Origin of the sequence: Micromonospora sp. NPDC093277 (genome assembly GCF_044765245.1) — a bacterium.
Classification (GTDB): domain Bacteria; phylum Actinomycetota; class Actinomycetes; order Mycobacteriales; family Micromonosporaceae; genus Micromonospora.
This window is the reverse complement of the sequence record NZ_JBIWJO010000001.1, coordinates 925,124-947,887: the sequence shown is the minus strand read 5'-3', so window position 1 is coordinate 947,887 and position 22,764 is coordinate 925,124. Positions and strand designations below refer to the sequence as shown.

Genomic DNA, 22,764 nt, shown 5'->3' with positions numbered 1-22,764 from the left:
GTCCGCGAGCGAATCATCGATGCAGCGCCATGGTGCCTCATGCTGGCGCCGAGCGAAGCGAGGTGGCGGCATGAGCAAGCGTCCGCGAGCGAATCATCGATGCAGCGCCATGGTGCCTCATGCTGGCGCCGAGCGAAGCGAGGTGGCGGCATGAGCAAGCGTCCGCGAGCGAATCACCGGTGCGCCGAGGTGACGCCGTGAGCCGGGCGCCCCGCATCGTCGTCGTCGGGGACGTGATCACCGACGTGGTCGCGGTGCTCTCGGGCCCCCTGGCGACCGGTTCGGACACCGCGGCCGGGATCCGGTTCAGCGGCGGCGGGCAGGCGGCCAACACGGCGGCCTGGCTGGCCGCGCTGGGGACGGAGGTCACGCTGGCCGCCGCGATCGGCGACGACGAGGCGGGCCGCGACCGGGTGGCCGAGCTGGAACGGGCCGGGGTGGCCTGCGTGGTGGAACGCCACGAGGGCTACCCGACCGGGACCGTCATCGTGCTCGCCCACGACGGGGAGCGCACGATGATCAGCCAGCGCGGGGCGAACCTGCGGCTCACCGCCGCGCAGGTCGACCGGGCCCTGGCGGCGGCGCCCGACGCCGGGCACGTGCACCTGTCCGCGTACACCCTGCTGGACGCCGGGTCGCGCGACGCGGGGCTGCGCGCGCTGGCCGCCGCCCGCGAGCTCGGGCTGACCACCAGCGTGGACGCCGCCTCCGCGGCACCGCTGCGGCGGGTCGGCGCGGCGGACTTCCTGGCCTGGGTACGCGACGTCGACCTGCTGCTGGTCAACACCGACGAGGCGACGGTCCTGGCCGGCGGGCTGGACCCGGCGGCGCAGGGGCGGGCGCTGACCGCGGTGGCCCGGCGGGTGGTGGTCAAGCGGGGCGCGGCCGGCGCGGTCTGGGTGGACCGGACCGGGGTGGTCGAGGCGGCACCGGCCCGCGGGGTGCCCGTGGTGGACGTCACCGGCGCCGGTGACGCCTTCGCCGCGGGCCTGCTCACCTCCTGGCTTGCCGGCGCGGGCCCTCGGGCGGCTCTCTCCCGGGCCGGCGATCTGGGCGCCCTGGCCGTCTCCTCCGTCGGCGCCCGGCCCTGACGCCCGCCGCCGCTTACGGCGATCTTGCACTTACGGCCCGGCCACGTCCGGTTCGAGCGGGGCACGAAGTGCAAGCTCCCGGCCGGTGCGGGTGCGGTCAGGGTTCGGCGTCGATGACCTTGTGGGTGTGTTCCTCGGTGGGGAGCGCCTTGGGTGGGGCCTCGTCGTGGCCGCGGGGGTGGAACTTGTTGGCGAGCCGGTGCTGCTCCTTGGGCGGGCGGTCGTTGGCCAGCAGCACCGCCAGCCACGGGATGAACACCATCCCGATGCCGCAGAGCGGCAGCCAGAGCCAGAGCAGGGGTGCCTTCGCGCCGACCAGGATCGCACCGGCCACCAGGCACGCGACCCGGATGCCCATCATCAGCACGTAGCGCTTCTGCCGGCTGTTGAGCTGATCGTCCTGGCTGCGCGAGGCGTCGGTGATCAGGATCGGCTGGTATGCCTGACGCTTCACCACAGGACCTCCTCGAGGGGATTACCCCTCATCCTGACACCCGGGTCCGTTGATCGCCCAAATTCCTCGCACCCTGGGCACGTGTTACGCGCGTGGTACGCTCCGCCCGTGGGCAACCGGTTCAGCTTCACCGACGAGGCGTTGGCCAACCTGCGGGTCTACGACGTCACGCCCGGGGAAGTCTGGGAGGCCCTGCACAGCACGCGACGGGTCATCCGGCATCTCGGGGACGACGTCATGGTGGTCTACGCGACCGACCACCGGGGGCGGCGCCTCGCCGTGCTGCTGGCCGAGGCCGACGGCACCGACAACGACTGGGACATCCTCTCCGCCCGCGAACTGAGCAACGTCGAGGCCAAGCGCTACGACGACGCGGTGCGGAGATCACGCCGACGAGGAGGCGGTCACGATGCACCGTAACGAGGCCACCAAGCGGTTCCACGACGGCGGCGACGCGCTCGCCGACCTGATCGACGAGACACAGCCGGCCGAGCTGCCCACCCCCGACACCGACGTGCCGATGGTCAGCCGCTCGGTCCGCCTGCCGCTGGAGACGTACGAACGGGTCCGGGCCGCCGCCGAGGCACGCGGCATCGGGGTGACCACGCTGATGCGGCAGTGGATCGAGGCCGGGCTGGCCGACCTGGACGACTCGGCGACCGTCTCGCTCGCCGACGTACGCCGGGCGCTGGCCTCGCTGTCCCGTCCCACCGCCGCCTGACCGGCTCGACGGCCGGGGCGAGCGGGGCGGGTCAGCCCTTCGCGGCCTTCGCCTCGGCCTTCATTCGTTGCTTGTACTCCCGGACCCGGCGCAGCGCCTCGGGGCCGGTCACGTCCGCCACCGAGCGGTACGCCTCGGCCTCGCCGTACCCGCCCGCGGCCTCCCGCCAGCCGTCCGGGGCGATGCCGAACCGCTTGCCGAGCAGGGCGACGAAGATCTGCGCCTTCTGCGTGCCGAAGCCGGGCAGCTCGCCGACCCGGCGCAGCAGTTCACGACCGTCCGTGACGTCGGACCAGAGCCCGGCGGGGTCGCCGTCGTACTGTTCGACCAGGACCCGGCACACCTCCTGGACCCGGGCCGCCATGGCCTTGGGGAACCGGTGCAGGGCCGGCGGCTGGGCGAAGATCGTGACCAGGGCCTCCGGGTCGTGGCCGGCCAGTTCCCGGGCGTCCGGCTCGTGGCCGAGCCGCTGGGCGAGGACGTACGGCGAGGAGAATGCCTTCTCCATCGGCACCTGCTGGTCGAGCACCATGCCGAGGAGCAGCGCCAGCGGGCTGCGCGCCAGCAGCGCGTTGGCCTCGGGGTCGATGGGCAGGGAGAGCGTCATGCCTCCATCCTGCCGCTCGGGCCGCCGCCCGCCACGCCGACTCCCCGCGACGACGCGACGCGGCCCGGTGGAGGGGGTCCACCGGGCCGCGTACCGGGCGGGTCGTCAGTTGACGACGAAGAGCAGCCGGTTCGGCGAGCCGCTGCCGGGGCTGGTCACCACGCCGCTGGTGGCGTTGCTGGTGAGGTAGCTCTTCACCTGCGCCGGGGTGTACGACGGGTTGGCGCCGAGCACGACCGCGGCCGCGCCGGCCACGTGTGGCGTGGCCATCGAGGTGCCGCTGATCGTGTTGGTGGCGCTGTCGCTGGTGCTCCAGGTCGACGTGATGGACGAGCCCGGCGCGAAGATGTCCACGCAGGAGCCGTAGTTGGAGTAGGAGGCACGGGCGTCGGTGCTGGTGGTGGCGCCGACGGTGATCGCGGAGGAGACCCGGGCCGGGGAGTAGTTGCAGGCGTTGGCGTTGTCGTTGCCACCCGCGATGGCGTACGTGACGCCGGAGCTGACCGAGTTGGCCACCGCGTTGTCGAGGGTGGTGCTGGCACCGCCGCCGAGGCTCATGTTGGCCACGGCCGGCTTCACGGCGTTCGCGGTGACCCAGTTGACGCCGTTCACGACACCGGCGGTGGTGCCGCTGCCGGAGCAGTTGAGCACCTTGACCGCGACCAGGCGGACGCCCTTGGCCACGCCGTAGGTGTTGCTGCCGACCGTGCCGGCGACGTGCGTGCCGTGGCCGTTGCAGTCGGTGTTGTTGCTGTCCACGGTGTTGGTGCCCCAGCTCGCCCGGCCACCGAAGTTGCTGTGCGTGATCCGGATGCCGGTGTCGATGATGTACGCCCGCACGTTCGAGGCCGTGTTCGGGTAGGTGAAGCTGCCGTTCAGGGGCAGGTTGCGCTGGTCGATCCGGTCCAGCCCCCAGGTCGCACCGGTCTGGGTGGCCTGGACGGTCACCACCCGGTCCTGCTCGACGTACGCGACGGCCGGGTCGGCGGCGAGCCGGCGGGCCTGGCCCTCACTCATCTTCGCGCTGTAGCCGGTCAGCGCGGCGCTCCAGACCGTGCCGACCGAGCCGCCGTAGCGCTTGGCGAGCCCGGCGGCGCGGTCCGGGACCGCCGCGCTGGCGGCGAGGCTGTTGACGGACCCCACGGTGTCGCTCTTGAGCACCACCAGGTAGCTGCCGCTGACGGCGTCGGTGGCGGCGGCGTAGCGAATGTCGCCGGTGGGGGCGGCGAGGGCGGGCGTGGAGGCGGCGGCGGAGAGGGCCGCGGCGGTTGCCGCGATGGCGAGCGCGCGGAGCGCGCGCCGCCGGGGCACGGACACGTCGGACATTCTCTGGCTCCCTACCGGGCACGCCCGGGCTCGTGGCCACCGGGGCACCCATCGGCGGATGTTGGGGGAGATGCTAGCCATACATCGAAGTCGATAAAAGTAATCACGGCGAATGTATGAGGCTTGCGGTATGGAAGTCGCGGGTGCCGGCCGATCGACGCCACCGGGAGGGCAGGATGGCGATGTGGATCGTCAAGACATGCTGCTCTCCCCCACCGGCGTCGACGCGCTGCGGACCGCGCTGACCCGGGCGCGCTTCACTTCCAACGGCATCGCGGACCGGCTCGGTTCGCAGGCCACCGGCGGGGTCGCCCGCAACGACTTCCGGGCCGCGCTGCGCGCCACCGAGGACCGCGACCCGCTCGCCACGCTGATCCGGGTCTTCATCTGCGACCAGACCGAGCCGGAGGCGGCGGTGGCCGCCGCGCTCGCCCCGCTCACGATCGAGGAGGCCGTCGCCGGCGGGATCGTCGAACGGTACGCCGACGGCCTGCGCGCCGGCGTGGACCTCGAACCGTACGGCGACGAGTGGTGGGTGCTCGCCGACGTGCCGGCCAGCGCCCGACCCGGGAAGCCGCTGCACAGCGAGCACGTCCTCGGCATCGGCGGCGCCACCCAGACGCTGATCGGCGCCGCCGTTCGCCGCCCGGTGGAGACCGCGCTCGACCTGGGCACCGGTTCCGGCGTACAGGCCCTGCACCTGTCCACCCACGCCCGGCGGGTGACCGCGACCGATGTCTCCGAGCGGGCACTGCGCTTCGCCGCCACCACCGCCGCGCTCAACGGCCAGGACTGGGAGCTGCTGCGCGGGGACATGGTCGCCCCGGTGGCCGGTCGCCGGTTCGACCTGGTGGTGAGCAACCCGCCGTTCGTGGTCGGTCCCGGCACCACCACGCACGTCTACCGGGACTCGGGCCGGGTCGGCGACGCGATCGGTGCGGAGCTGGCCGCCGCCGCCCCGCGCCTGCTCACCGAGGGCGGCACGATGCAGTACCTGGCCAACTGGGTGCACGTCGCCGGCGAGGAGTGGGACGAGCGGGTGGCCGGCTGGTTCGCCGGCACCGGGCTGGACGCCTGGGTGCTCCAGCGCGAGGTGGCCGACCCGATGGCGTACGTGAACCTGTGGCTGACCGACGTCGGCGAGGCGGCCGACCCGCAGCGGATGGCGGCCTGGCTGGACTGGTTCGACGCGCACAAGGTGGAGGCGATCGGCTTCGGCATCGTCTCGCTGCGCCGGTCCGGCAGCGACCGGCCGGTCGTCCGGGTGGAGGACCTGCGCCAGCGGGTGGAACCGCCGATGGGCGACCGGATCGCCGAGTGGTTCGACCGGCAGGACTGGCTCCGGTCCCGCGACACCGACGGGCTGCTCGCCGCGCGCTACCGGGCCGCCGAGGGGCTCCAGCTGCGGCAGGAGGCCACCATGGGCGACGAGGGCTGGGCGGTGGACCGGCAGGTTCTCGCCATGCCGCACGGGCTCCGCTGGACCGAGGAGATCGACCCGCTGGTGCTCGCCCTGGTCGGCGGCGCGGACGGCCGGCTGCCGCTGCGCGACCAGCTCGCCCTGCTCGCCGCCGCGCACGACGTCACACCCGACGAGCTGGCCGAGGCGGCCGGCCCGATCGTGGCGCACCTGGTCGAGCGGGGCATCGTCGAGCCGGTGACGGGCTGATGCGGGCGGTGGTGCAGACGGTCAGCCGGGCCAGGGTGACCGTCGGCGACGAGGTGGTCGGCGAGATCGGCAACGGGCTGCTGGTGCTGCTCGGCGTGACCCACGCCGACACCCCGCAGGTGGCGACCACCATGGCCCGCAAGATCCACGAGCTGCGCATCCTGGACGACGAGAAGAGCGCCGCCGACACCGGAGCGCCGATCCTGGTGGTCAGCCAGTTCACCCTCTACGGCGACGCCCGCAAGGGCCGGCGGCCGACCTGGACGGCGGCGGCCCCCGCCGAGCAGGCCGAACCGCTGGTGAGCGCGGTCGTCGAGGCCCTCCGCCAGCGCGGCGGGACGGTCGAGACCGGCCGCTTCCGCACCCACATGCTGGTCGAGAGCGTCAACGTGGGCCCCCGCACCCTCCTCCTGGACCTCTGACCCCAATTGTGCGGTTGATCAAGAGGTTTGCGTCCGGACTCCGCGCGAACCCGACGCAAACTTCTTGATCAACGCGGCCGGGCGGGATCAGGAGAGGGATCTGCGCAGGTAGGTGTCCAGGTGGGTGGGCCAGTCGGTCTGGTCGGCGGTGGCGTGGTCGACCGTCAGGCGGCCGAAGGCCTCTCCGCCCGCGGTGAACCGGTTGCCCGGACGGTCGACCTCCAGCAGCACCCGCATCTGCTGCGGGTCGGTGACGAAGATGACCGCCAACTGGTTGATCACGTCGGCGTACCGCGGCGCCGGGAGGAACTCGATCTCCTGATAGAACGGCAGCGTCTGGTGCACGCCGTAGAGGTGCCCGCGTTCGACGCCGGCCCGGGTGAACCGGAAGCCCAGTCGCAGCAACGCCGCCAGCAGCCGCTCCTGGGCCGGCAGCGGATGCACCGACACCGGGTCCAGGTCGCTCTGGTCGACCGCGCCGGCCACCGCCAACTCGGTCCGCAGCCGCATCGTCATGACCGGCAGGTGCTGTCCGGACAGCTCGGTCAGCGGCGTCTCCCAGGGCACCTCGAACCGGAACGGCACGTCGTACCGCTGCCCCGGGTCCAGCCGGAACGCGCCCGTGGCGTGCGCCCGGCCGAACTCCTGGGTGGTGTCGTACCCGGCGTCGCCGCTCTCCACCTCGACCCGGGTGGCCAGGCCGAGCGCCACGTGGGTCACCTCCACCGGGTGCTCCCCGCCGAGCAGCTGGACGCGGCCCTCGAGGTGGCCGCCGGGGCGGCAGTTTGGGTCGCCCAGCACCGTCTCCACCGCCGGCCCGCCCGCCCCCATCGCCTGCCTGAGCCGCTTGAAGACCACCCCGTCCTCCGATCGCCCGGGCCGCCGGTCCCGGCCGGCCGGTCGCTGGCACGGTAACCGGATCCGGCCCGCGACACCGGGCATTCCGCACGGATTGGTGTCGGTTCCCCGATCGCCTCACTCCCGTTTTACGCCCCGACCGCCAAGCTGTTCTCACCGGCACCGCTGCGGCACAGGGCGTGGAACCGGTACGCGGCACGAAGGATACGGGGAGAACAGAGATGGCACAGCAGATGATCGAGCACCAGACCCGCCCGGCTGCCCCCATCGACGCCGAGCTCGGCACCGCAATCCCGACCCAGCAGGACACCGCGCTGACCGACCTGGACGCCACCGACGAGCGCGGCGTCTCCACCGACCTGGTCCGGGCGTACCTGAACGGCATCGGCCGCACCAAGCTGCTCACCGCCGCGCAGGAGGTCGAGCTGAGCAAGCGGATCGAGGCCGGCCTTTTCGCCGAGGAGAAGCTCTCCACCTGCACCCCGGTCTCCGCCGAGCTGCGCGCCGACCTGGAGCTGATCGTGGCCGAGGGCCGCGCCGCCAAGGACCACCTGCTGGAGGCGAACCTGCGGCTGGTGGTGAGCATCGCCAAGCGCTACACCGGTCGGGGCATGGCCTTCCTCGACCTCATCCAGGAGGGCAACCTCGGCCTGATCCGCGCGGTCGAGAAGTTCGACTACACCAAGGGCTACAAGTTCTCCACCTACGCCACCTGGTGGATCCGCCAGGCCATCACCCGCGCCATGGCCGACCAGGCCCGCACCATCCGTATCCCGGTGCACATGGTCGAGCAGGTCAACCGGATGGTCCGGGTCCGCCGCGAGCTCTCCGTCGCGCTGGGCCGGGAGCCCGCCGTCGCCGAGGTGGCCAAGGCGCTGGACATCCCCGAGTTCCAGGTGATCGAGCTGATCTCGTACGACCGGGAGCCGGTGAGCCTGGACCAGGCGGTCGGCGAGGACGGCGAGAGCGCGCTCGGTGACTTCGTCGCCGCCGTGGACCCGCGCGAGGAGCCGGGCGACATCGCCGCCAACGGGGAGCTGCGCCAGGAGGTACGGATCGTGTTGGCCACCCTCTCCCAGCGGGAGCAGGCGGTCATCCGGCTGCGGTTCGGCCTGGACGACGGCCGGCAGCGCACCCTCGACGAGGTGGGCCGCGAGTTCGGCCTGTCCCGGGAGCGGATCCGGCAGATCGAGAAGGTGACGCTGCTGAAGCTGCGCGCCCCGGAGCGCGCCAACCGCCTGGAGGCGTACGCCTGCTGAGGCGTTGAGCGGGGCCCTTCCTATAGCGGAGGCGTTAACAGGGTGCCCTTCCTTACAAGCGGCGGGGGCCGGTGTCGGGGCGGGGGGCCTCGGCACCGGTGCGCACGGTGGCGTGCAGCACCGAGATGCCGTCCGGGCGGGCCAGCACCGGGTTGAGGGCCAGCGAGCGGACCCGGTGCTGCTCGTCGGCGAGCCGCCCGACCCGCAGCAGCAGGTCGACCAGCGCCGCCCGGTCCACCGGCGCGGCGCCCCGGTGGCCACGCAGCAGCGGCGCCGCCCGGGGCTCGTCGACCAGTTCGGCGGCGTCCCGGTCGGTCAGCGGCACCGCCCGCCAGGCCCGGTCGCCGAGCAGTTCGGTGGCGACGCCGCCCAGGCCGAACCCGACCACCGGCCCGAACGCCGGGTCCTCCACCAGCTCCACCACACAGGCCACGCCGGGCGCGACCATCGGCTGGACCAGGACGTCCGCGCCGAAGACCGGGGACATCTCGGCGTACGCGCGGCGCAGCGCGACCGGGTCCGCCACGTCGAGCCGGACCGCGCCGAGGTCCAGCCGGTGCCGCAGCCCGGGAGCGGCGGCCTTGAGGGCGACCGGCCAGCCGAGCCGCTCGGCCGCCGCCACCGCCTCGTCGGCCGAGCGCGCCGGCGCCGACTCCACCATGTCGATCCCGTACGCCCGCAGCAGCCCCGCCGGATCCACGCCGTCGGCCCGCAGCGCCGCCTGCCCGGCCGCCCGGTCCACCCCGGCCAGTTCGGGCAGCAGGCCGGGCGGGCGGCGCAGCCAGTCGGCGTACGTGCTGACCCGGGCGAGCGCCCGCACCGCCTCCTCCACGCTCGGGTACGCCGGCACCCCGGCCGGCACCCGACCGGCGAGGAAGGTCGCCACCACCGGCTTGCCGACGGCCGCCGCGTCGGGCAGGGCACCGGTGAAGTCGGCCTCCGGATCGGTGAGCTGGCCAGGCAGCGGCGGCGCGAAGACGGCCACCACGGCGTCCACCCGTTCGTCGGCGGTGGCGGCGGCGAGCGCGGCGGCGTACTCGACGGCGGCGACCCGGGGGCCGACGTCGTGCGGGTAGCCGTCGGCCACGGTGAGGCCCTGGGCCGCGCACGCGATCGCGGCCAGCCCGGTCAGCGCCGGCGAGTTGCCGACCACGGCGACCCGGCGACCGGCCGGCAACGGCTGGTGGGCCAGGAGCACGCCCACGTCGAGCAGTTCGGAGACGGTGTCCACCCGGATCACCCCGGACTGGGCGAAGAGCGCGCTGACCGCGACGGCGTCCAGCGCCGGCCCGTCGCCGAGGCCGGGCGGGCGGGCCAGCGAGGCGAGCGCGACGATCGGTTTGCTCCGGCCGATCCGCCGGGCCAGCCGGGCGAACTTGCGCGGGTTGCCGAAGGTCTCCAGGTAGAGCGTGATCACGTCGGTGCCGGGATCGTCCTGCCAGTACTGGAGCAGGTCGTTGCCGGAGACGTCGGCGCGGTTGCCGGCGGAGACGAAGCTGGACAGGCCGAGCCCGCGGCGCGACGCCTCGGCGAGCAGGGCCACCCCGAACGCGCCGGACTGGCTGAACACCCCGACCCGGCCGGGGGCGGGCAGCACCGGGGCGAGGGTGGCGTTGAGGCGTACCGCCGGGTCGGTGTTGGCGACGCCGAGGCAGTTCGGGCCGACCACCCGCATGCCGGCCAGGTGGGCGGCGCGGACCAGGGCGCGCTGGGCGGCGGCGCCCGCCGGCCCGTCCTCGGCGAACCCGGCCGAGACCACCACCAGGCCGTGCGCGCCGGCCCGTGCGGCGTCGGCGACCACCTCGGGCACCGACTCCGGCGCGACCGCCACCACCGCCAGGTCGACGTCGAGTCCGGCGTCGGCCGCCGACGGGTACGCGGGCAGCCCGGCCACGGTCGCCGCGCTCGGGTGCACCGGGACGATCGAGCCGGTGAACCCGCCGTCGCGCAGGTGCCCGAGCAGGGCCGCGCCGACGCCCTGCCCGGTGGTGCTGGCCCCGTAGACGGCGATGCCCCGCGGCGCGAGCAGCCGGGAGATGGACCGGGCCTCGGTGCGGTGCTCCCGGCCGCGCTGCACCTCCAGCGTCGCCTCGGTGGGGGCGATCGGGAAGCTCAGGTGCACCACGCCGTCGGCGTACTGGCGCTGCACCTGGTAGCCGAAGTCGGAGAAGACCCGCAGCATCGTCCCGTTGGCCGGGAGCACCTCGGCGACGAAGTGCACGATGCCGAATCGGCGGGCCGCGTCGGCCAGGTGTTCCAGCAGCACCGAGCCGATCCCCCGGCCCTGGTACGCGTCCTCCACCACGAAGGCCACCTCGGCCTCCGGCGACCCGGGGCCGAGCCGCTCGTACCGGCCGACGGCGACGATCCGGTCGCCGGCCAGCACCACGAACGCCTCCCGGTCGCGGTGGTCGACGTTGACGAACCGTCGCAGGTCCCGCTCCGGGATGCGCGGGTACGGCGAGAAGTAGCGCAGGTAGCGGGTGCGCTCGGAGAAGCGCGAGTGCATCGCCACGATCGCCGCGGCGTCGTCGGGACGGATCTGTCGCAGCTGGACGGCCGTGCCGTCGCTGAGCAGCACGTCCACCGGTTGCTCGACGGTGGTCACGGTCGGCCCTCCCCTGCCGCCCGGTCAGTCGCGCGGGTCGTGCGGGTCGAGCCCGAGCAGCGGGAAGGCGGCTCGTCGGGTGGCCGCGATCGCCCGGCCCACCGGGTCCGGCTCGCCGTTGGGCTGCCACGGCTGGTACGCCGGGTCGACGTCGTCGGTCATCCGCAGCGGCACCTCGTGGCCGGGGCGCCGCTTCGCCGCCAGTTCCCGCCAGGCGGGCGGGGTGAGCACGGCCGGGTCGACCGGCTCCCCGGTGGCCACGGCGAGCAGGTGCGTCCAGGCCCGGGGCACCACCTGGACCAGCGCGTACCCGCCGCCGCCGGTCGCCACCCAGCGGCCGTCGCACAGCTCGTCGGCGAGCGCCCGCAGCGCCTGGTAGGTGGCCCGCTGTCCGTCCACCGAGAGGTGCAGGTCCGCGAGGGGGTCGAGCCGGTGGCCGTCCGCCCCGCACTGGGTGACCAGCAGTTGGGGCCGGAACGCCCGCAGCACCGACGGTACGACGGCGTGGAACGCGCGCTGCCAGCCGGCGTCGCCCACGCCGGGCGGGAGCGGCAGGTTGACCGCGCTGCCCTCCGCGCCCGGGCCGCCGGTCTCGTCGGGGAACCCGGTGCCGGGGAAGAGCGCGAGCGGGGTCTCGTGCAGGCTCACCGTGAGCACCCGGGGATCGTGGTAGAAGATCTCCTGCACGCCGTCGCCGTGGTGCACGTCGACGTCCACGTACGCGATCCGTTCCGCACCGAGGTCGAGCAGGCGGGCGATGGCCACCGCCGGGTCGTTGTAGACGCAGAACCCGGAGGCGCGGGCCGGCATGGCGTGGTGCAGCCCGCCGGCCACGTTGACCGCACGGCGGGCCTCTCCGCGCCATACCGCCTCGGCCGCGGCCACGCTCGCCCCGGCGATGAGCGCGCTGGCCTCGTGCATGCCGTCGAAGACGGGGTTGTCCGAGGTGCCCAACCCGAAGCCGGCGAAGAGCGGGTCGCGGGGCGCGGCCCGCACCGCGTCCAGGTAGCGCGGGTCGTGCACCCGGGTCAGCAGCTCGTCGTCGGCCGGCTCCGGCTTGACCAGCCGGACCCCGGGCCGGTCGAGCACACCGAGCTCGCGGGCGAGCGCCATGGTCAGCTCGACCCGGACCGGGTCGAGCGGATGGTCACCCATGTCGTAGGCGAGCAGGGCCTCGTCCCACACCACCACCGTGTCGTCGGCCATGGGGCCATGGTCGCACGCGGTGCTGAGCACGCCCGTCGCACGTGCTGGTCAGTGGCCGGGAGGCCCATCGGTGGCGACCGGACGGTCCGGGTCGGCCACCCAGTTGCTCCACGAGCCGACGTACAGGGCGGCGTCCGGGCGGCCGGCCAGGTGCAGCGCCAGGACCGCCTGCGCGGCGGTCACCCCGGAGCCGCAGTACGCCCCGACGGGCGCGTCCGCCGCGACCCCGGCGGCGGCGAACCGCTGGCGCAGCGCCTCGGTGGCGGGGAACCGGCCGTCGGTGACGTACTCCGGCGCGGGCAGGTTGACCGCGCCCGGCACGTGCCCGGCGACCGGGTCGATCGGCTCGGCCTCGCCCCGGTAGCGCGGGGCGGCCCGCACGTCGAGCAGCACTCCGGTCTCGGCGGCGGCCAGCCGGGCGGCCTCCCCGGCGTCGAGCACCGGCAGCTCCCCGGGCGTGACGGACACGTCGCCGGGCGTCGGGGTGGGCGGCGCGGTGGAGACCGGCAGTCCGGCGGCGACCCAGGCGGGGAAGCCGCCGTGCAGCACCCGGACCGCCCGGTGGCCGGCCCAGCGCAGCGTCCACCAGGCTCGGGCGGCGGACATGCCGTCGCCGCCGTCGTACACCACGACGGGGTGACCGGCGCGGACCCCGGCGGCGCGCAGCGCGGCCTGGAGGACGGCCGGGTCGGGCAGCGGGTGCCGGCCGGCGGCGCCCGGCCGGCCGCAGAGCTCGGTGTCCAGGTCGACGTAGACGGCGCCGGGCAGGTGGCCGGCGGCGTAGTCGTCCCGGCCGGGCGGCCCGGCGAGCCGCCAGCGGACATCGAGCAGGGTGGGCGGGTCGACCTGGTCCAGCTCGGCGGCGAGCCGGTCGGGCTCGACCAGCAGGTCTGCGGTTCCGGGCATGCGGTCCAGTCAACACCATCCGGGCAGCGACCCCAAGATTCACCAGCGGCCGACTGTCGGTGGTCCGGGGTAGCATCGACGATCTGGAGGGCCGTGACGTGAAGCATGACCTGGTCGATACGACCGACGGTGAAGTTACTTTCACCACCTTCGGGCAAAGGGGATGAAAGTGAATAGGCACGACTTGGTCGATACGACCGAGATGTATCTGCGCACCATCCTCGAGCTGGAGGAGGAGGGGGTGCCACCGTTGCGGGCCCGGATCGCGGAGCGGCTGCGGCAGAGCGGGCCTACCGTCAGCCAGACCGTCGCCCGGATGGAACGGGACGGGCTGCTCACCGTCGAGGGCGACCGGCAGCTGTCGCTCACCCCGCAGGGCCGCGACACCGCCGTGGCGGTCATGCGCAAGCACCGGCTGGCCGAGCTGCTGCTGGTGAACGTGATCGGGATGCCCTACGAGGAGGCCCACGAGGAGGCCTGCCGGTGGGAGCACGTGATGAGCGACGCGGTGGAGAAGCGGGTCTACAACCTGCTCAACCGCCCCACCCGCTCGCCGTACGGTAACCCGATCCCGGGGCTGGAGGAGCTGGGCGAGCCGGGCCAGCCGGCGGCCGAGTCCACGGAGACCGAACGCAACCTCGCCTTCCCCGGTCTCTCCGGTCCGGTCGTGGTGCGCCGGATCTGCGAGAGCGTGCAGACCGACGCGGACGTGCTCCGGCAACTGCACGCGGCCGGCGTGGACCCGGGCGCGACGGTGACCGTGGCGCAGGAACGCGACGGCGTCTCCATCGACCGTTCCGGCGACCGGATCCGCCTGCCCCGCGAGGTGGCCTCCCGGGTGTTCGTCGCGGCCCACTGACCGTCGGCCGACGTCGCTCGCCAACCCCGCCCGGTCGGGGCTCGCCGCCGACCCCGCCGGTCACAGCTGGCGGGTGTCCACCGCCTTTGCCAGGTTGACCAGCTTGCCGGTCATCTTCTCGGCCTCGGCCGTGTCGGTACCGTTGGGGCAGGTCCAGCGCAGGGTGGCCAGCCGCCCCTCGGTGGCGAGCCAGCTCACCTCGGCCACCGGGCCGACCTTGCCGGTCTTCGGCAGGTGGTGGCGGTAGGCGACCTTCCCCAGCTTGGTGACCTTGGTGGCCCCCCTGGGCAGCACGTCCTGGGTGAAACCTGATGTGTCGATCGACGTCTCGGTGACGCTGAGGGTCAGCTCCGGCAGGAGGGCGGCCTCGGCGCGGAGCACGCAGGTGTGCGTGTCGCCCCGCTCCACCGAGGCGGCCACGTCGAACCGGGCCCCGGTGTGCTTGGCGATCACCCCGAAGTCGAGCAGGCGGCAGGCGCCGCCCGAGGAGGCGGCGGCCGCCTCGACCGGCTTCGGTGCCGCCGCCGGCAACGCCACCGGGGTGGCCTCCGCGGCGCAGCCGGCGGTCAAGAGTATGGCCGAAGCGGCGAGCCAGATCCGGGCGTGCACGTGGAGACCTCCGCAGTCGTTGACGGGAACCCGCCGGATGTCCGTCGGACACCGTACGGCGTGCCCGCTTGCGAGGGAAGTCGTCATTCGTCCACGTACGGACAGTGCCGGCAGCCTCGCCCACAGCAGGTGCCCCGGCGGGCGAGAAAGCCGGCGGTGAGCACGAAGAGCCCGGTCTCCGGGTCGAGGTAGCCGGCCTCCCCAACGGCCAGCGCGGCCCCGTGCGCGGCCAGGATCCGCTCCCGCTGCGGGTGCTCGGCCGACAGCCGGGACGGGTGCGGCTCGGTCAACGCCCGCTCCGCCAAGGGTCGCCGCTCTCCGCTCACCGCCCGAGTCTACGGAGGCCGTTCGCCCACGCTCGGGCGCACAACGTCCCCGGAGTTGCTGCCTCCGCACACCAGGACGCAGCAACTTCCCGAATGCTGTGTGGATCTTGGGCGCGGCGGACCTGACTCAGCCGTACCGCTGGAAGGCGTCGGTGATCGTGGCGTGGCCGGCGCCGCCGGCCAACAGGAGCCGCAGCAGCACTTTCGCCTTGTACGGGTCGAGCAACCCGCCACAGATCAGCCCCCGCCGGAGCAGGTCGCTCTCCGAGCCGACCGCCCCGTACGTGTGCCGCAGCACCGACCCGGCGCCGGTCCGCGAGGCGAGCACCACCGGCATCCGTTCGGCCAGCGCGCCGAGCGCCGGGGCGAAGTCCGGCGGCACGTGCCCCACCCCGAAGCCGGCCACCACCAGCCCGTCCAGGTTCCTGGCGAGCGCGTCGAGCAGCGCCACGTCGTCGTCGAGGGTGACGGTGTGCAGCGCCACCCGGGTGGCGGCGAGCCGGTCGGCGTCCACCGCCGGCAGCGGGGCACGCCGGGACGGCCGGGTGAGCAGACGTACCTCCCCCTCGATGACGTGGCCGAGCGGGCCGGCGTTGGGCGAGGCGAAGGTGGCCGTACTGGTGCTGTGGGTCTTGCGGACGTGCCGCGCGGCGTGGATCTCGTCGTTGAACGCCACCAGCACGCCGAGGTCGCGCGCATCCGGCGCGGCGGCGACCCGGGCGGCGGCGAGCAGGTTCGCCGGGCCGTCCGGGCCGGCGAGGGTGGGGTTGCGCATCGCCCCGGTGAGCACCAGCGGCGCCGGATGCGGCCAGACCAGGTCGGCCAGGAACGCGGTCTCCTCCAGGCTGTCGGTGCCCTGGGTGACCACCGTGCCGGTCGCCCCGGCCGCCACCGCCGCCACCGCCGCGTCGACCAGGTCCAGGACCTGCTGGTACGTCAGCGCGGCGCTCGGCACCGCCCGCACGTCGTGCACGTCGAGCGGGACGTCGGCGAGCCCCGGCACGGCGGCGGTGAGCTGGGCCCCGGTGAGCCGGTTGACCACGCCCTGACCGGCACTCCCGGCCATGGCGATCGTGCCGCCGAGGGTGAACAGCGCGACGGTCACCGGTCCGCCGTCCCGTCCGGCCGCTCCGCCAGCAGGATCGCCTGCGGTCCCTTCTCCCGGCCCTCCGCCTCGCGGACCAGCTTGGCCCGCACCTTCAGGCCGGCCGCGGCGAGCTGGTCGGCGACCCGGTCCGGCGGCAGCCAGTGCACGTCGTACGCGACGGTGTGCCCGTACGCCTGCTCGAGGCGGACCCGTCGGTCCCCGGCCTTCAGGCCGAGCAGGAGCCGACCGCCCGGGGCGAGCACCCGGTGGAACTCGGCGAACACGTCGGGCAGCAGCTCCGGCGGCAGATGGATGATCGAGTACCAGGCGACGAGCCCGGCCAGCCCGGCGTCGGGCTGCGCCAGCGCGGTCATCGAGCCGACCTCGAAGCGCAGCTCCGGGTAGCTTCGGCGGGCCACTTCGATCATTCCCGGCGACAGGTCGACGCCGGACACGTCCACCCCGAGGTCACGCAGGTGGGCGGTGATCCGGCCGGTCCCGCAACCGACCTCCAGCACCGACCGGCCGGGCCCGACCTGCTCGGCGAACGCGGTCAGCATGCCCCGGTCGAGCGGGCCCTCCACCACATCGGGGATCAGTCGCGCGTAGTCCACGGCGACGGTGTCGTACGCGGCACGGGTCTCGGTCAGCCAGGTCGGTTCGGTCACGCCGGTCGACCTTAGTCAACGGCCGGTTCCGTCGCGGCCCGCACCCCGGGGGCGCTTCCCGCCCCGACCTCGGCCACGCTCAGCTCCAGCGCAGAGCGGCGAGCTCCTGCTTGAACTGCTTCAGCGTGGACGTGCCGCCCTCGGCCGGCGACAGCCGCAGGGAGTAGGTCATCTCGCCGACCTCCCACCACACGGTCCAGGCCCTTGCCGGATCACCGGTGGCGATGCCCTGACGCGAGCCGATCGTGACGGTCCCGGCGCTGTCGGGAAGGACCACGTCCGTGGTGCGCTGCGCGTTCACGAGCAGCACCAAGCCCTCAGGGCCGTTGTAGCCCTGATGCCAGCTTCTCTCGGGCGACATCCAGTGTGACGGGAACGGACTCCACCGCTTGTTCGAGCGCAGGTCCGGCAGCTCGCGCTCGGAGTAGATCGGCGGGGTCGATCCGGTTGCGGCGTCGCGGAGCACCCGGTCGCCGAGCGGCTTCGACAGCGAGACGACGAGGGGAACGACGTTACCGCTGGAGGCGCAGTCGACCGCGTCGATGATGCGGGCGTTCACCGAGACGATCACGTGGGCGTCCTGCTGCTCGCTGATCGTGGCCTGCGGCTGCCAGAGCTCCTTGCACCAAACGTCGCCCGGACCGCTGTACACGGTGATGTCGGTGCCGCTTCGAGCCACCATCGCCGACACCCAGGGCACGGTGACAGACCCGTCCGCCGGCGTCTCCGCGGCTGCCGGGGATTCGGGTGCCGCCTGGTCGGGCGCCGGTCGCCGGAGAGAACAGCCGCTGGTGAGCGCCAGGGCGACGATGGCCGTCACCGCCACAACGGTGACCCGCCGCCGACGGGGTGCCGGATCAACGGGCAGCGTGATGGGCACGTGCCCGGTTGTGGTGGTGCCGCGCCCGCCGCGCTCATCGTTGATCGCCATAGCCGCCTTCGCCGTGTCGCCGGACGCGCCCGGAGGGGATCGTATGTGAGCATTCGCTGCCCCTGCGGTCCCCCGAGGTCGAACCCGGGCGAAAAAATTTCCCCGGGGTGTTGTCGAATCGGGCGGTACCCGTGCGTCGGTGAGACAGAAGAGAGAAACGCAAACCTGAGGAGAATCCGATGGCCCAGTACGCAGTCCTGATCTACTCGCCCGCGCCGGCCGACCCGATGGAGATCACGCCCGACTACCTGGCGCTGCTGGAGCGGTACCCGGCGCAGGTCGACGAGCTGGGCGGCAAGATCGTCACGGGGTTCGCGCTGCAGCCCAGCACCACCGCCACGGCGATCCGCGGCGACCTTGTCACCGACGGCCCGTTCATCGAGGCCAAGGAGGTCGTCGCCGGGTTCTTCGTCCTGGAGGCACCCGACCTGGACGTGGCCCTGAAGATCGCCAAGCTGAACCCGGCCACCATCGACGGCGGCGTCGAGGTCCGGCCGCTGTTCGTCCCGCCGGCCGAGTGACCGAGGCCGGGACGGCCGCGGCCGAACGAGCCGTGGCGGACGCGCACCGTCGCGAGTGGGCCTTCGTGCTCGCCGCGACGGCGCGCGTCGCCGGCGATCTCGACGTCGCCGAGGAGTGCGTCCAGGACGCCTACGTGGCCGCGCTGGCCGCCTGGGCCAGGGACGGCGTACCCGACAAGCCCGGCGCCTGGCTGACCGCCACGGCCAAGCGGAAGGCCCTCGACGTGCTGCGCCGGGACAAGGTGTTCCGGTCGAAGATGCCCCTGCTCGTGGAGCCGGTGGAGGCCGAGATGGTGGACGAGCCAGGCGAGGACGCGGTGCCCGACGACCGGCTGCGGCTGGTCTTCACCTGCTGTCATCCGGCGCTGGCCCGGGAGGCCCAGGTGGCGCTGACCCTGCGCCTGGTGTGCGGGGTGAGCACCGGCGACATCGCCCGGGCGTTCCTCGTCTCCGAGCCGACGATGGCCGCCCGGGTCACCCGGGCCAAGAAGAAGATCGCCGCGGCCCGGATCCCGTACCGGGTGCCCGAGGCCGCCGAGCTGACCGAGCGGCTGGACGCGGTGCTGTCCGTGATCCACCTGCTGTACACCACCGGGCACACCGCGCCGACCGGTGGCGACCTGGTCCGCGCCGACCTGGTCGACCGTGCCCTGCACCTGACCCGGATGCTGCTCACCCTGATGCCCGACGAGCCGGAGGTCCGCGGCCTGCTCGCGTTGCTGCTGCTCACCGACGCCCGCCGGGCCACCCGTACCGATCCGGACGGGCGTCTGCTCCGGCTCGAGGACCAGGACCGGTCCGCCTGGGACCGGCCGGCCATCGAGGAGGGCAACCGTCTGGTCCTCGGCGCGTTCCGGACCGGCCGCGTCGGCCGGTACGCGCTCCAGGCCGCCATCGCCTCGCTGCACGCCGTCGCGCCCAGCTACGCCGCGACCGACTGGCCCCAGGTGGTACGCCTCTATGACGAACTGTTGAAACGCTGGCCGTCCCCGGTCGTCGCACTCAACCGGGCCGTGGCGCTGTCGATGGCCGACGGCCCCGCGGCGGCTCTCGCCGAGGTCGACGCCCTCGCGGGAGACCCGCGGCTGGCCGGCTACCACTATCTCCCGGCGATCCGCGCCGACCTGCTGTGTCGCCTCGACCGCCCGCGGGAGGCAGCGGACGCTTACCGCTCGGCGCTGGGCCTGGTCGACAACGAGGCCGAACGCGCCTTCCTCGCCACCCGCCTGGCCTCCCTCACCACGCCCACCCCCCGTTGACCATGAAGTTGTTGCCACCCCGGCATGTCGCGGCAAACCACCTGCCGCCCCTCCCCGACGTCGAGATCAACTCCGTGTGCGGCAACAGGTGGTCTCGCAGCCCGCTGTGACCACAACATGCCGCATAGGGAGTTGATCAAGAGGGCGGGGTGGCAACTTCATGATCGGCGAGGCCGGGGCGGGGCGAGGGCAGGGCGGGGCGCGGGTGGGAAGACGGTGCGGTAGGCGCGGGGTGGGACGCCGACGAGTTGGCGGAAGGACTCGCGGAAGGCCGTGGGCGAGGTGAAGCCGACGAGGGTGCCAACCCGTTCGACCGGGTGGTCGGTGCGTTCCAGCAGTTGCTGGGCGCGGCGGATCCGCTGCCGGTTGAGCCACTGCACGGGCGTGGTGCCGATCTGATCGCGGAAACGGCGGCTGAGGGAGCGCGTACTCATCGAGGCGTGTGCGGCGATGTCGGCCAGGGTGAGCGGGCGGTGCAGGTTGTCGGTCAGCCAGTCCAGCAGCGGTTGCAGGCCGTGCCCGGCCGGTGCGGGCGGCTCGTACGCGATGAACTGCGCCTGACCACCGGCGCGCTCCAGCGGCATGACGCAGCTCCGCGCGGTGTCCGCGGCGACCGTCGCGCCGTGGTCGCCGCGCACCACGTGCAGGCAGAGGTCGAGGCCGGCCGCCGCGCCGGCCGACGTCAACACCGGCCCGTCCGCGACGAACAGCACGCCGGGGTCGACGGTGACGGCGGGATGCCGGCGGGCCAGTTCGGCCGCGGCGGCCCAGTGGGTGGCCGCCCGCCGGCCGTCGAGCCGTCCCGCGGCGGCCAGCACGAAAGCGCCAGTGCAGATCGACAACAACCGGGCCGAAGCGCCCGCGAGCGCGTCCAGGATCGCCGCCGGCACCGGCACGTCGAGATCGGCCACCCCCGGCACGACGACCGTGTCGGCGTCGGCCAGCGCGGAGAGGTCGTACGGCACCCGGAGGCTGACCGCGCCGGCCCGGACCTCGTCCGTCACGGCGCAGACGCGCACCGCGTAGGCCGGTCCGCCGTCGGCGAGCCGGGCCCGGCCGAACACCTCGACCGGCACGGACAGGTCGAACGGGACCACACCGTCATAGGCCAGGACCACCACCTGATGCATGCGTCCATCCTGGCGGGAATCCGTCGACGGTTGGCACGCCGGCCCCTGCCGGACGCCCCGGCCGGGCCCCAGAATCGGCCACCATGACCATCCTCGCGCCAGTGCTCATCGGCCTCCTCTACGTCTGCCTCAACGCGTTCATCCGCGAACCGCACCGCCGCACCGTCAACGCGATCATGGTGGGCGGGGCCGGCGCGGCGTACCTCAGCGGCGGCGGCCTCGGGGTCTGGGAGTTCCCCTTCGTCGCGCTGACGGCGTACGTGGCCTGGCGGGGCCTGAAGTCGTGGACGTGGATCGGGATCGGGTGGCTGCTGCACACCGCCTGGGACGTCGCCCATCACCTGAAGGGCGCACCGATCATCCCGGTCCTGCCCGACTCCTCCCACGGCTGCGCCATCTGCGACCCGGTCATCGCCCTCTGGGCGTTCACCGGCGGCCGGTCGGTGACGGAACTGGTATGGCGGTGGCTGCCGTCCTCCTCGGCGAGGATGAGGCGTGCCGCGCCGCGCCCGGGCGCGGGCTCGCCGGGGGACGGCGATCCGGCGTGCCGTCGGACGGCCGGCGCCCCGAACGGCGGCGGCGCTACCCGAACCAGATGATCGCCTGGCCGTGTCCGCGGGTCCAGGCGAGCGGCTTCCCGTCCAGCGCGAGCACGTTGTGGTGCGCCTCGCTCGGCGGCTCCGGCAGCCCGTCGTAGCCCAGCACCTCCGAGCCCTCGTTCGCGACCCAGTGGCCGGGCAGCCCGCGTACCAGCTCGACGAACGCGGCGCGGCGGGGCTCGGGCACCAGGTAGAGCACCGAACTGTGGAACACCACCAGGGTGGCGTCGGCCGGCGCCTGCGCGGCCAACGCCGGCAGGTCGTCCACCACGTCGCCGCGGACGAGCAACGGAGGATCGGCCGCCGCGATCGCCGCCGCGGCCCGCAACCGGGCATGCCGGTGGGTGTGCTCCGGCCAGATGAGGGAGTCCAACCAGGCCGCGTCCGCCGGGTCGGTCACGTCGAGCGGGTTCAGATCCAGGCCGGCCCGCCACACCACCTCGGGTCGACGATCCGGCAGCGGCACGCCGGTGGCCACGCAGTCGAGGACCGGTTCGCCCGCGCCGAGCAGTTGGTCGCCGTAGCGGTAGGCGTAGCGGTCGGGGTAGAGGCACAGGCCGGCAGAGGCACCGACCTCCAGCAACGCGAGCGGCTGCGGCAGCGCGGCCAGCACCGGCAGCAGTACGGCGCACCGCCCGGGCTCGTTCGTCTGCGTCCACCGGGTACGGACCTCCGGATCGATCGCCGCCCAGTTCGCCACCACGTAGTCGCGGAACGCGGCGGGATCCTCGACCGGGCCACCGAGGAGCCGGACCACGGAGAACAGCAGGTTCGGCTGCCGCTTGGCGGGCGGGAGCGTCTCCAGCAGGGCGAGCAGCTTGTCGTCCTGGGACACCGCCAGGGCCAGCCGCTCGTACGCGGGTGACACCCCGTGTGCCTCTTGGGCGGCGAACCTGGCATACCTGGCCGCGATCGTCGTCATTCATTGCTCCCTTCGTGTCCGGGCAACGGTCCGGCGGGCGTCGCGCCACGCGATCAGGGCGGTGCGGAGCCGGGGCGAGGAGACGCTTTCCCCGCGGCGCCTGGCGGCGAGCTGGTCGATCAGCCAGGCCGGGGCGTCGGCCCGCTGGATGGCGGCGGTCTTGGTGAGCAGTTCGCCGTTGGCGAGGGCGTGGCGTCCCCGGGCCATCGAGGTGAGACCGAGGTCGGCGATGACGGGATCCCACCACAGCCAGGGACGCCGGGCGGCCCAGGCCCAGTATCCGGTGACCTCGGCGCGGGCCGCCGCGCGTACGTCGTCGGCGCTCATCGGCGGGAAGACGTCGCGGGGTGCGGGGCCGAAGATCGCGTACCCGTGGCGTACCAGCTCGGCCCGGGTGATGCCGGAGAGGATGCGCTCGACGAGCTGCCCGTGGGTCCAGGTCGGATGCCGCAGCTGGACATCGATGGCAGTCGTGGTGTCGACGTAGACGCAGCCCAGGTTGAGGCCGACGCCGACGCCTGCGTCGAGGCGACGGTGCAGATCGGTGAGTGCGCCCTGCCGGGCCGCGTCGACCGGGCCGTCGACCAGGGCCACCAGGTCGAGGTCGCTGACCCGGGGCAGGTAGTCGCCGGTCGCCAACGATCCCGCGACCAGAAGCCCGCTGACCCAGCCGAGCGCCGTGAGTTCCGTGCCGAACTCCGCCACGACCGGCGGCGAGATCGCCAT

Annotated in this window: 25 protein-coding genes; 10 read left to right on the top strand and 15 right to left on the bottom strand. The window is 73.8% G+C overall.

What is annotated here, in order from left to right:
- Nucleotides 1-197 precede the first annotated feature (197 nt).
- On the top strand, nt 198-1,091 hold the full coding sequence (locus tag ACIRG9_RS04355) for a carbohydrate kinase family protein (RefSeq protein WP_402849912.1): 894 nt from the start codon (nt 198-200) through the stop codon (nt 1,089-1,091).
- A 97-nt stretch (nt 1,092-1,188) separates the two neighbouring features.
- Here ACIRG9_RS04355 and ACIRG9_RS04350 read toward each other — a convergent pair whose 3' ends face one another.
- Nucleotides 1,189-1,545, bottom strand: coding sequence for a DUF3099 domain-containing protein (locus ACIRG9_RS04350; RefSeq protein ID WP_402849910.1), 357 nt, complete (start codon nt 1,543-1,545; stop codon nt 1,189-1,191).
- Between the two features lie 108 nt (nt 1,546-1,653).
- On the opposite strand from ACIRG9_RS04350, the gene ACIRG9_RS04345 reads away from it, so the two are divergent.
- Together ACIRG9_RS04345 and ACIRG9_RS04340 are read left to right on the top strand one after the other, a co-directional pair.
- Complete coding sequence (locus ACIRG9_RS04345; protein ID WP_402849908.1) at nt 1,654-1,965, top strand: hypothetical protein; 312 nt, start codon at nt 1,654-1,656, stop codon at nt 1,963-1,965.
- A complete protein-coding gene (locus ACIRG9_RS04340; RefSeq protein WP_402849905.1) occupies nt 1,955-2,266 on the top strand; it encodes a hypothetical protein in 312 nt (103 codons plus the stop codon). The genes ACIRG9_RS04345 and ACIRG9_RS04340 overlap by 11 nt, the downstream gene beginning before the upstream one ends.
- Before the next feature lie 31 nt (nt 2,267-2,297).
- On the opposite strand, the gene ACIRG9_RS04335 is transcribed toward ACIRG9_RS04340, so the two are convergent.
- Nucleotides 2,298-2,873 carry an HhH-GPD-type base excision DNA repair protein gene (locus ACIRG9_RS04335; protein WP_402849902.1) on the bottom strand — a complete coding sequence of 192 codons (576 nt, stop codon included), beginning with the start codon at nt 2,871-2,873 and terminating at the stop codon, nt 2,298-2,300.
- A gap of 105 nt (nt 2,874-2,978) precedes the next feature.
- Nucleotides 2,979-4,199 (bottom strand): S8 family peptidase, encoded by a 1,221-nt coding sequence (locus ACIRG9_RS04330; RefSeq protein ID WP_402849899.1) that lies wholly within the window; start codon nt 4,197-4,199, stop codon nt 2,979-2,981.
- Between the two features lie 184 nt (nt 4,200-4,383).
- On the opposite strand from ACIRG9_RS04330, the gene ACIRG9_RS04325 reads away from it, so the two are divergent.
- Together ACIRG9_RS04325 and dtd are read left to right on the top strand one after the other, a co-directional pair.
- Entirely contained in the window at nt 4,384-5,868 is a 1,485-nt protein-coding gene (locus ACIRG9_RS04325) for a methyltransferase (RefSeq protein WP_402849896.1), read from the top strand.
- Nucleotides 5,868-6,290, top strand: coding sequence for a D-aminoacyl-tRNA deacylase (dtd, locus tag ACIRG9_RS04320; protein WP_402849893.1), 423 nt, complete (start codon nt 5,868-5,870; stop codon nt 6,288-6,290). The genes ACIRG9_RS04325 and dtd overlap by 1 nt, the downstream gene beginning before the upstream one ends.
- Nucleotides 6,291-6,377: 87 nt before the next feature.
- Here the strand turns inward: dtd and ACIRG9_RS04315 are convergent, their stop codons facing one another.
- Nucleotides 6,378-7,148 (bottom strand): sporulation protein, encoded by a 771-nt coding sequence (locus tag ACIRG9_RS04315; RefSeq protein ID WP_402849891.1) that lies wholly within the window; start codon nt 7,146-7,148, stop codon nt 6,378-6,380.
- 221 nt (nt 7,149-7,369) lie between these two features.
- On the opposite strand from ACIRG9_RS04315, the gene sigB reads away from it, so the two are divergent.
- Nucleotides 7,370-8,407, top strand: coding sequence for an RNA polymerase sigma factor SigB (sigB, locus tag ACIRG9_RS04310; protein ID WP_402849888.1), 1,038 nt, complete (start codon nt 7,370-7,372; stop codon nt 8,405-8,407).
- A gap of 52 nt (nt 8,408-8,459) precedes the next feature.
- Here sigB and ACIRG9_RS04305 read toward each other — a convergent pair whose 3' ends face one another.
- The 3 genes from ACIRG9_RS04305 to ACIRG9_RS04295 are packed head-to-tail and all read right to left on the bottom strand — an operon-like array spanning nt 8,460 to nt 13,127.
- Complete coding sequence (locus tag ACIRG9_RS04305; RefSeq protein WP_402849885.1) at nt 8,460-11,015, bottom strand: GNAT family N-acetyltransferase; 2,556 nt, start codon at nt 11,013-11,015, stop codon at nt 8,460-8,462.
- Nucleotides 11,016-11,039: 24 nt separating this feature from the next.
- Entirely contained in the window at nt 11,040-12,221 is a 1,182-nt protein-coding gene (locus ACIRG9_RS04300; protein ID WP_402849882.1) for an acetoin utilization protein AcuC, read from the bottom strand.
- A 48-nt stretch (nt 12,222-12,269) separates the two neighbouring features.
- Nucleotides 12,270-13,127 (bottom strand): sulfurtransferase, encoded by an 858-nt coding sequence (locus ACIRG9_RS04295; protein ID WP_402849880.1) that lies wholly within the window; start codon nt 13,125-13,127, stop codon nt 12,270-12,272.
- Between the two features lie 169 nt (nt 13,128-13,296).
- Between ACIRG9_RS04295 and ACIRG9_RS04290 the strand changes: the two genes are divergently transcribed.
- On the top strand, nt 13,297-13,986 hold the full coding sequence (locus tag ACIRG9_RS04290; protein ID WP_402849877.1) for a metal-dependent transcriptional regulator: 690 nt from the start codon (nt 13,297-13,299) through the stop codon (nt 13,984-13,986).
- Nucleotides 13,987-14,046: 60 nt separating this feature from the next.
- On the opposite strand, the gene ACIRG9_RS04285 is transcribed toward ACIRG9_RS04290, so the two are convergent.
- The 5 genes from ACIRG9_RS04285 to ACIRG9_RS04265 all read right to left on the bottom strand — a co-directional run bounded on the left by ACIRG9_RS04285 (nt 14,047) and on the right by ACIRG9_RS04265 (nt 17,607).
- Complete coding sequence (locus tag ACIRG9_RS04285) at nt 14,047-14,595, bottom strand: hypothetical protein (protein ID WP_402849875.1); 549 nt, start codon at nt 14,593-14,595, stop codon at nt 14,047-14,049.
- An 83-nt stretch (nt 14,596-14,678) separates the two neighbouring features.
- On the bottom strand, nt 14,679-14,921 hold the full coding sequence (locus ACIRG9_RS04280; RefSeq protein WP_402849872.1) for a DUF5522 domain-containing protein: 243 nt from the start codon (nt 14,919-14,921) through the stop codon (nt 14,679-14,681).
- 127 nt (nt 14,922-15,048) lie between these two features.
- Entirely contained in the window at nt 15,049-16,026 is a 978-nt protein-coding gene (locus ACIRG9_RS04275) for an asparaginase (protein WP_402849869.1), read from the bottom strand.
- A complete protein-coding gene (locus tag ACIRG9_RS04270; protein ID WP_402849866.1) occupies nt 16,023-16,676 on the bottom strand; it encodes a class I SAM-dependent DNA methyltransferase in 654 nt (217 codons plus the stop codon). Before ACIRG9_RS04270 ends, ACIRG9_RS04275 begins: the two co-directional genes overlap by 4 nt.
- Before the next feature lie 79 nt (nt 16,677-16,755).
- Nucleotides 16,756-17,607 carry a hypothetical protein gene (locus ACIRG9_RS04265; protein ID WP_402849863.1) on the bottom strand — a complete coding sequence of 284 codons (852 nt, stop codon included), beginning with the start codon at nt 17,605-17,607 and terminating at the stop codon, nt 16,756-16,758.
- 179 nt (nt 17,608-17,786) lie between these two features.
- Here ACIRG9_RS04265 and ACIRG9_RS04260 point away from each other — a divergent pair, with 179 nt between their 5' ends.
- Both ACIRG9_RS04260 and ACIRG9_RS04255 read left to right on the top strand, forming a co-directional pair.
- Complete coding sequence (locus tag ACIRG9_RS04260) at nt 17,787-18,128, top strand: YciI family protein (RefSeq protein WP_402849860.1); 342 nt, start codon at nt 17,787-17,789, stop codon at nt 18,126-18,128.
- Between the two features lie 65 nt (nt 18,129-18,193).
- The gene (locus tag ACIRG9_RS04255; RefSeq protein WP_402850272.1) at nt 18,194-19,387 is read left to right on the top strand and encodes an RNA polymerase sigma factor; all 1,194 of its coding nucleotides are present in this window, start codon (nt 18,194-18,196) and stop codon (nt 19,385-19,387) included.
- Nucleotides 19,388-19,545: 158 nt separating this feature from the next.
- Here the strand turns inward: ACIRG9_RS04255 and ACIRG9_RS04250 are convergent, their stop codons facing one another.
- Nucleotides 19,546-20,517, bottom strand: a complete 972-nt coding sequence (locus ACIRG9_RS04250) for a GlxA family transcriptional regulator (RefSeq protein ID WP_402849857.1) — start codon at nt 20,515-20,517, stop codon at nt 19,546-19,548.
- An 83-nt stretch (nt 20,518-20,600) separates the two neighbouring features.
- Here ACIRG9_RS04250 and ACIRG9_RS04245 point away from each other — a divergent pair, with 83 nt between their 5' ends.
- Nucleotides 20,601-21,116, top strand: coding sequence for a DUF6010 family protein (locus ACIRG9_RS04245; RefSeq protein ID WP_402849854.1), 516 nt, complete (start codon nt 20,601-20,603; stop codon nt 21,114-21,116).
- Here ACIRG9_RS04245 and ACIRG9_RS04240 read toward each other — a convergent pair.
- On the bottom strand, nt 21,100-22,038 hold the full coding sequence (locus ACIRG9_RS04240) for a DUF2332 domain-containing protein (protein ID WP_402849851.1): 939 nt from the start codon (nt 22,036-22,038) through the stop codon (nt 21,100-21,102). The genes ACIRG9_RS04245 and ACIRG9_RS04240 overlap by 17 nt on opposite strands.
- Nucleotides 22,039-22,764 carry a hypothetical protein gene (locus ACIRG9_RS04235; protein ID WP_402849848.1) on the bottom strand — a complete coding sequence of 242 codons (726 nt, stop codon included), beginning with the start codon at nt 22,762-22,764 and terminating at the stop codon, nt 22,039-22,041. It abuts the gene before it with no gap.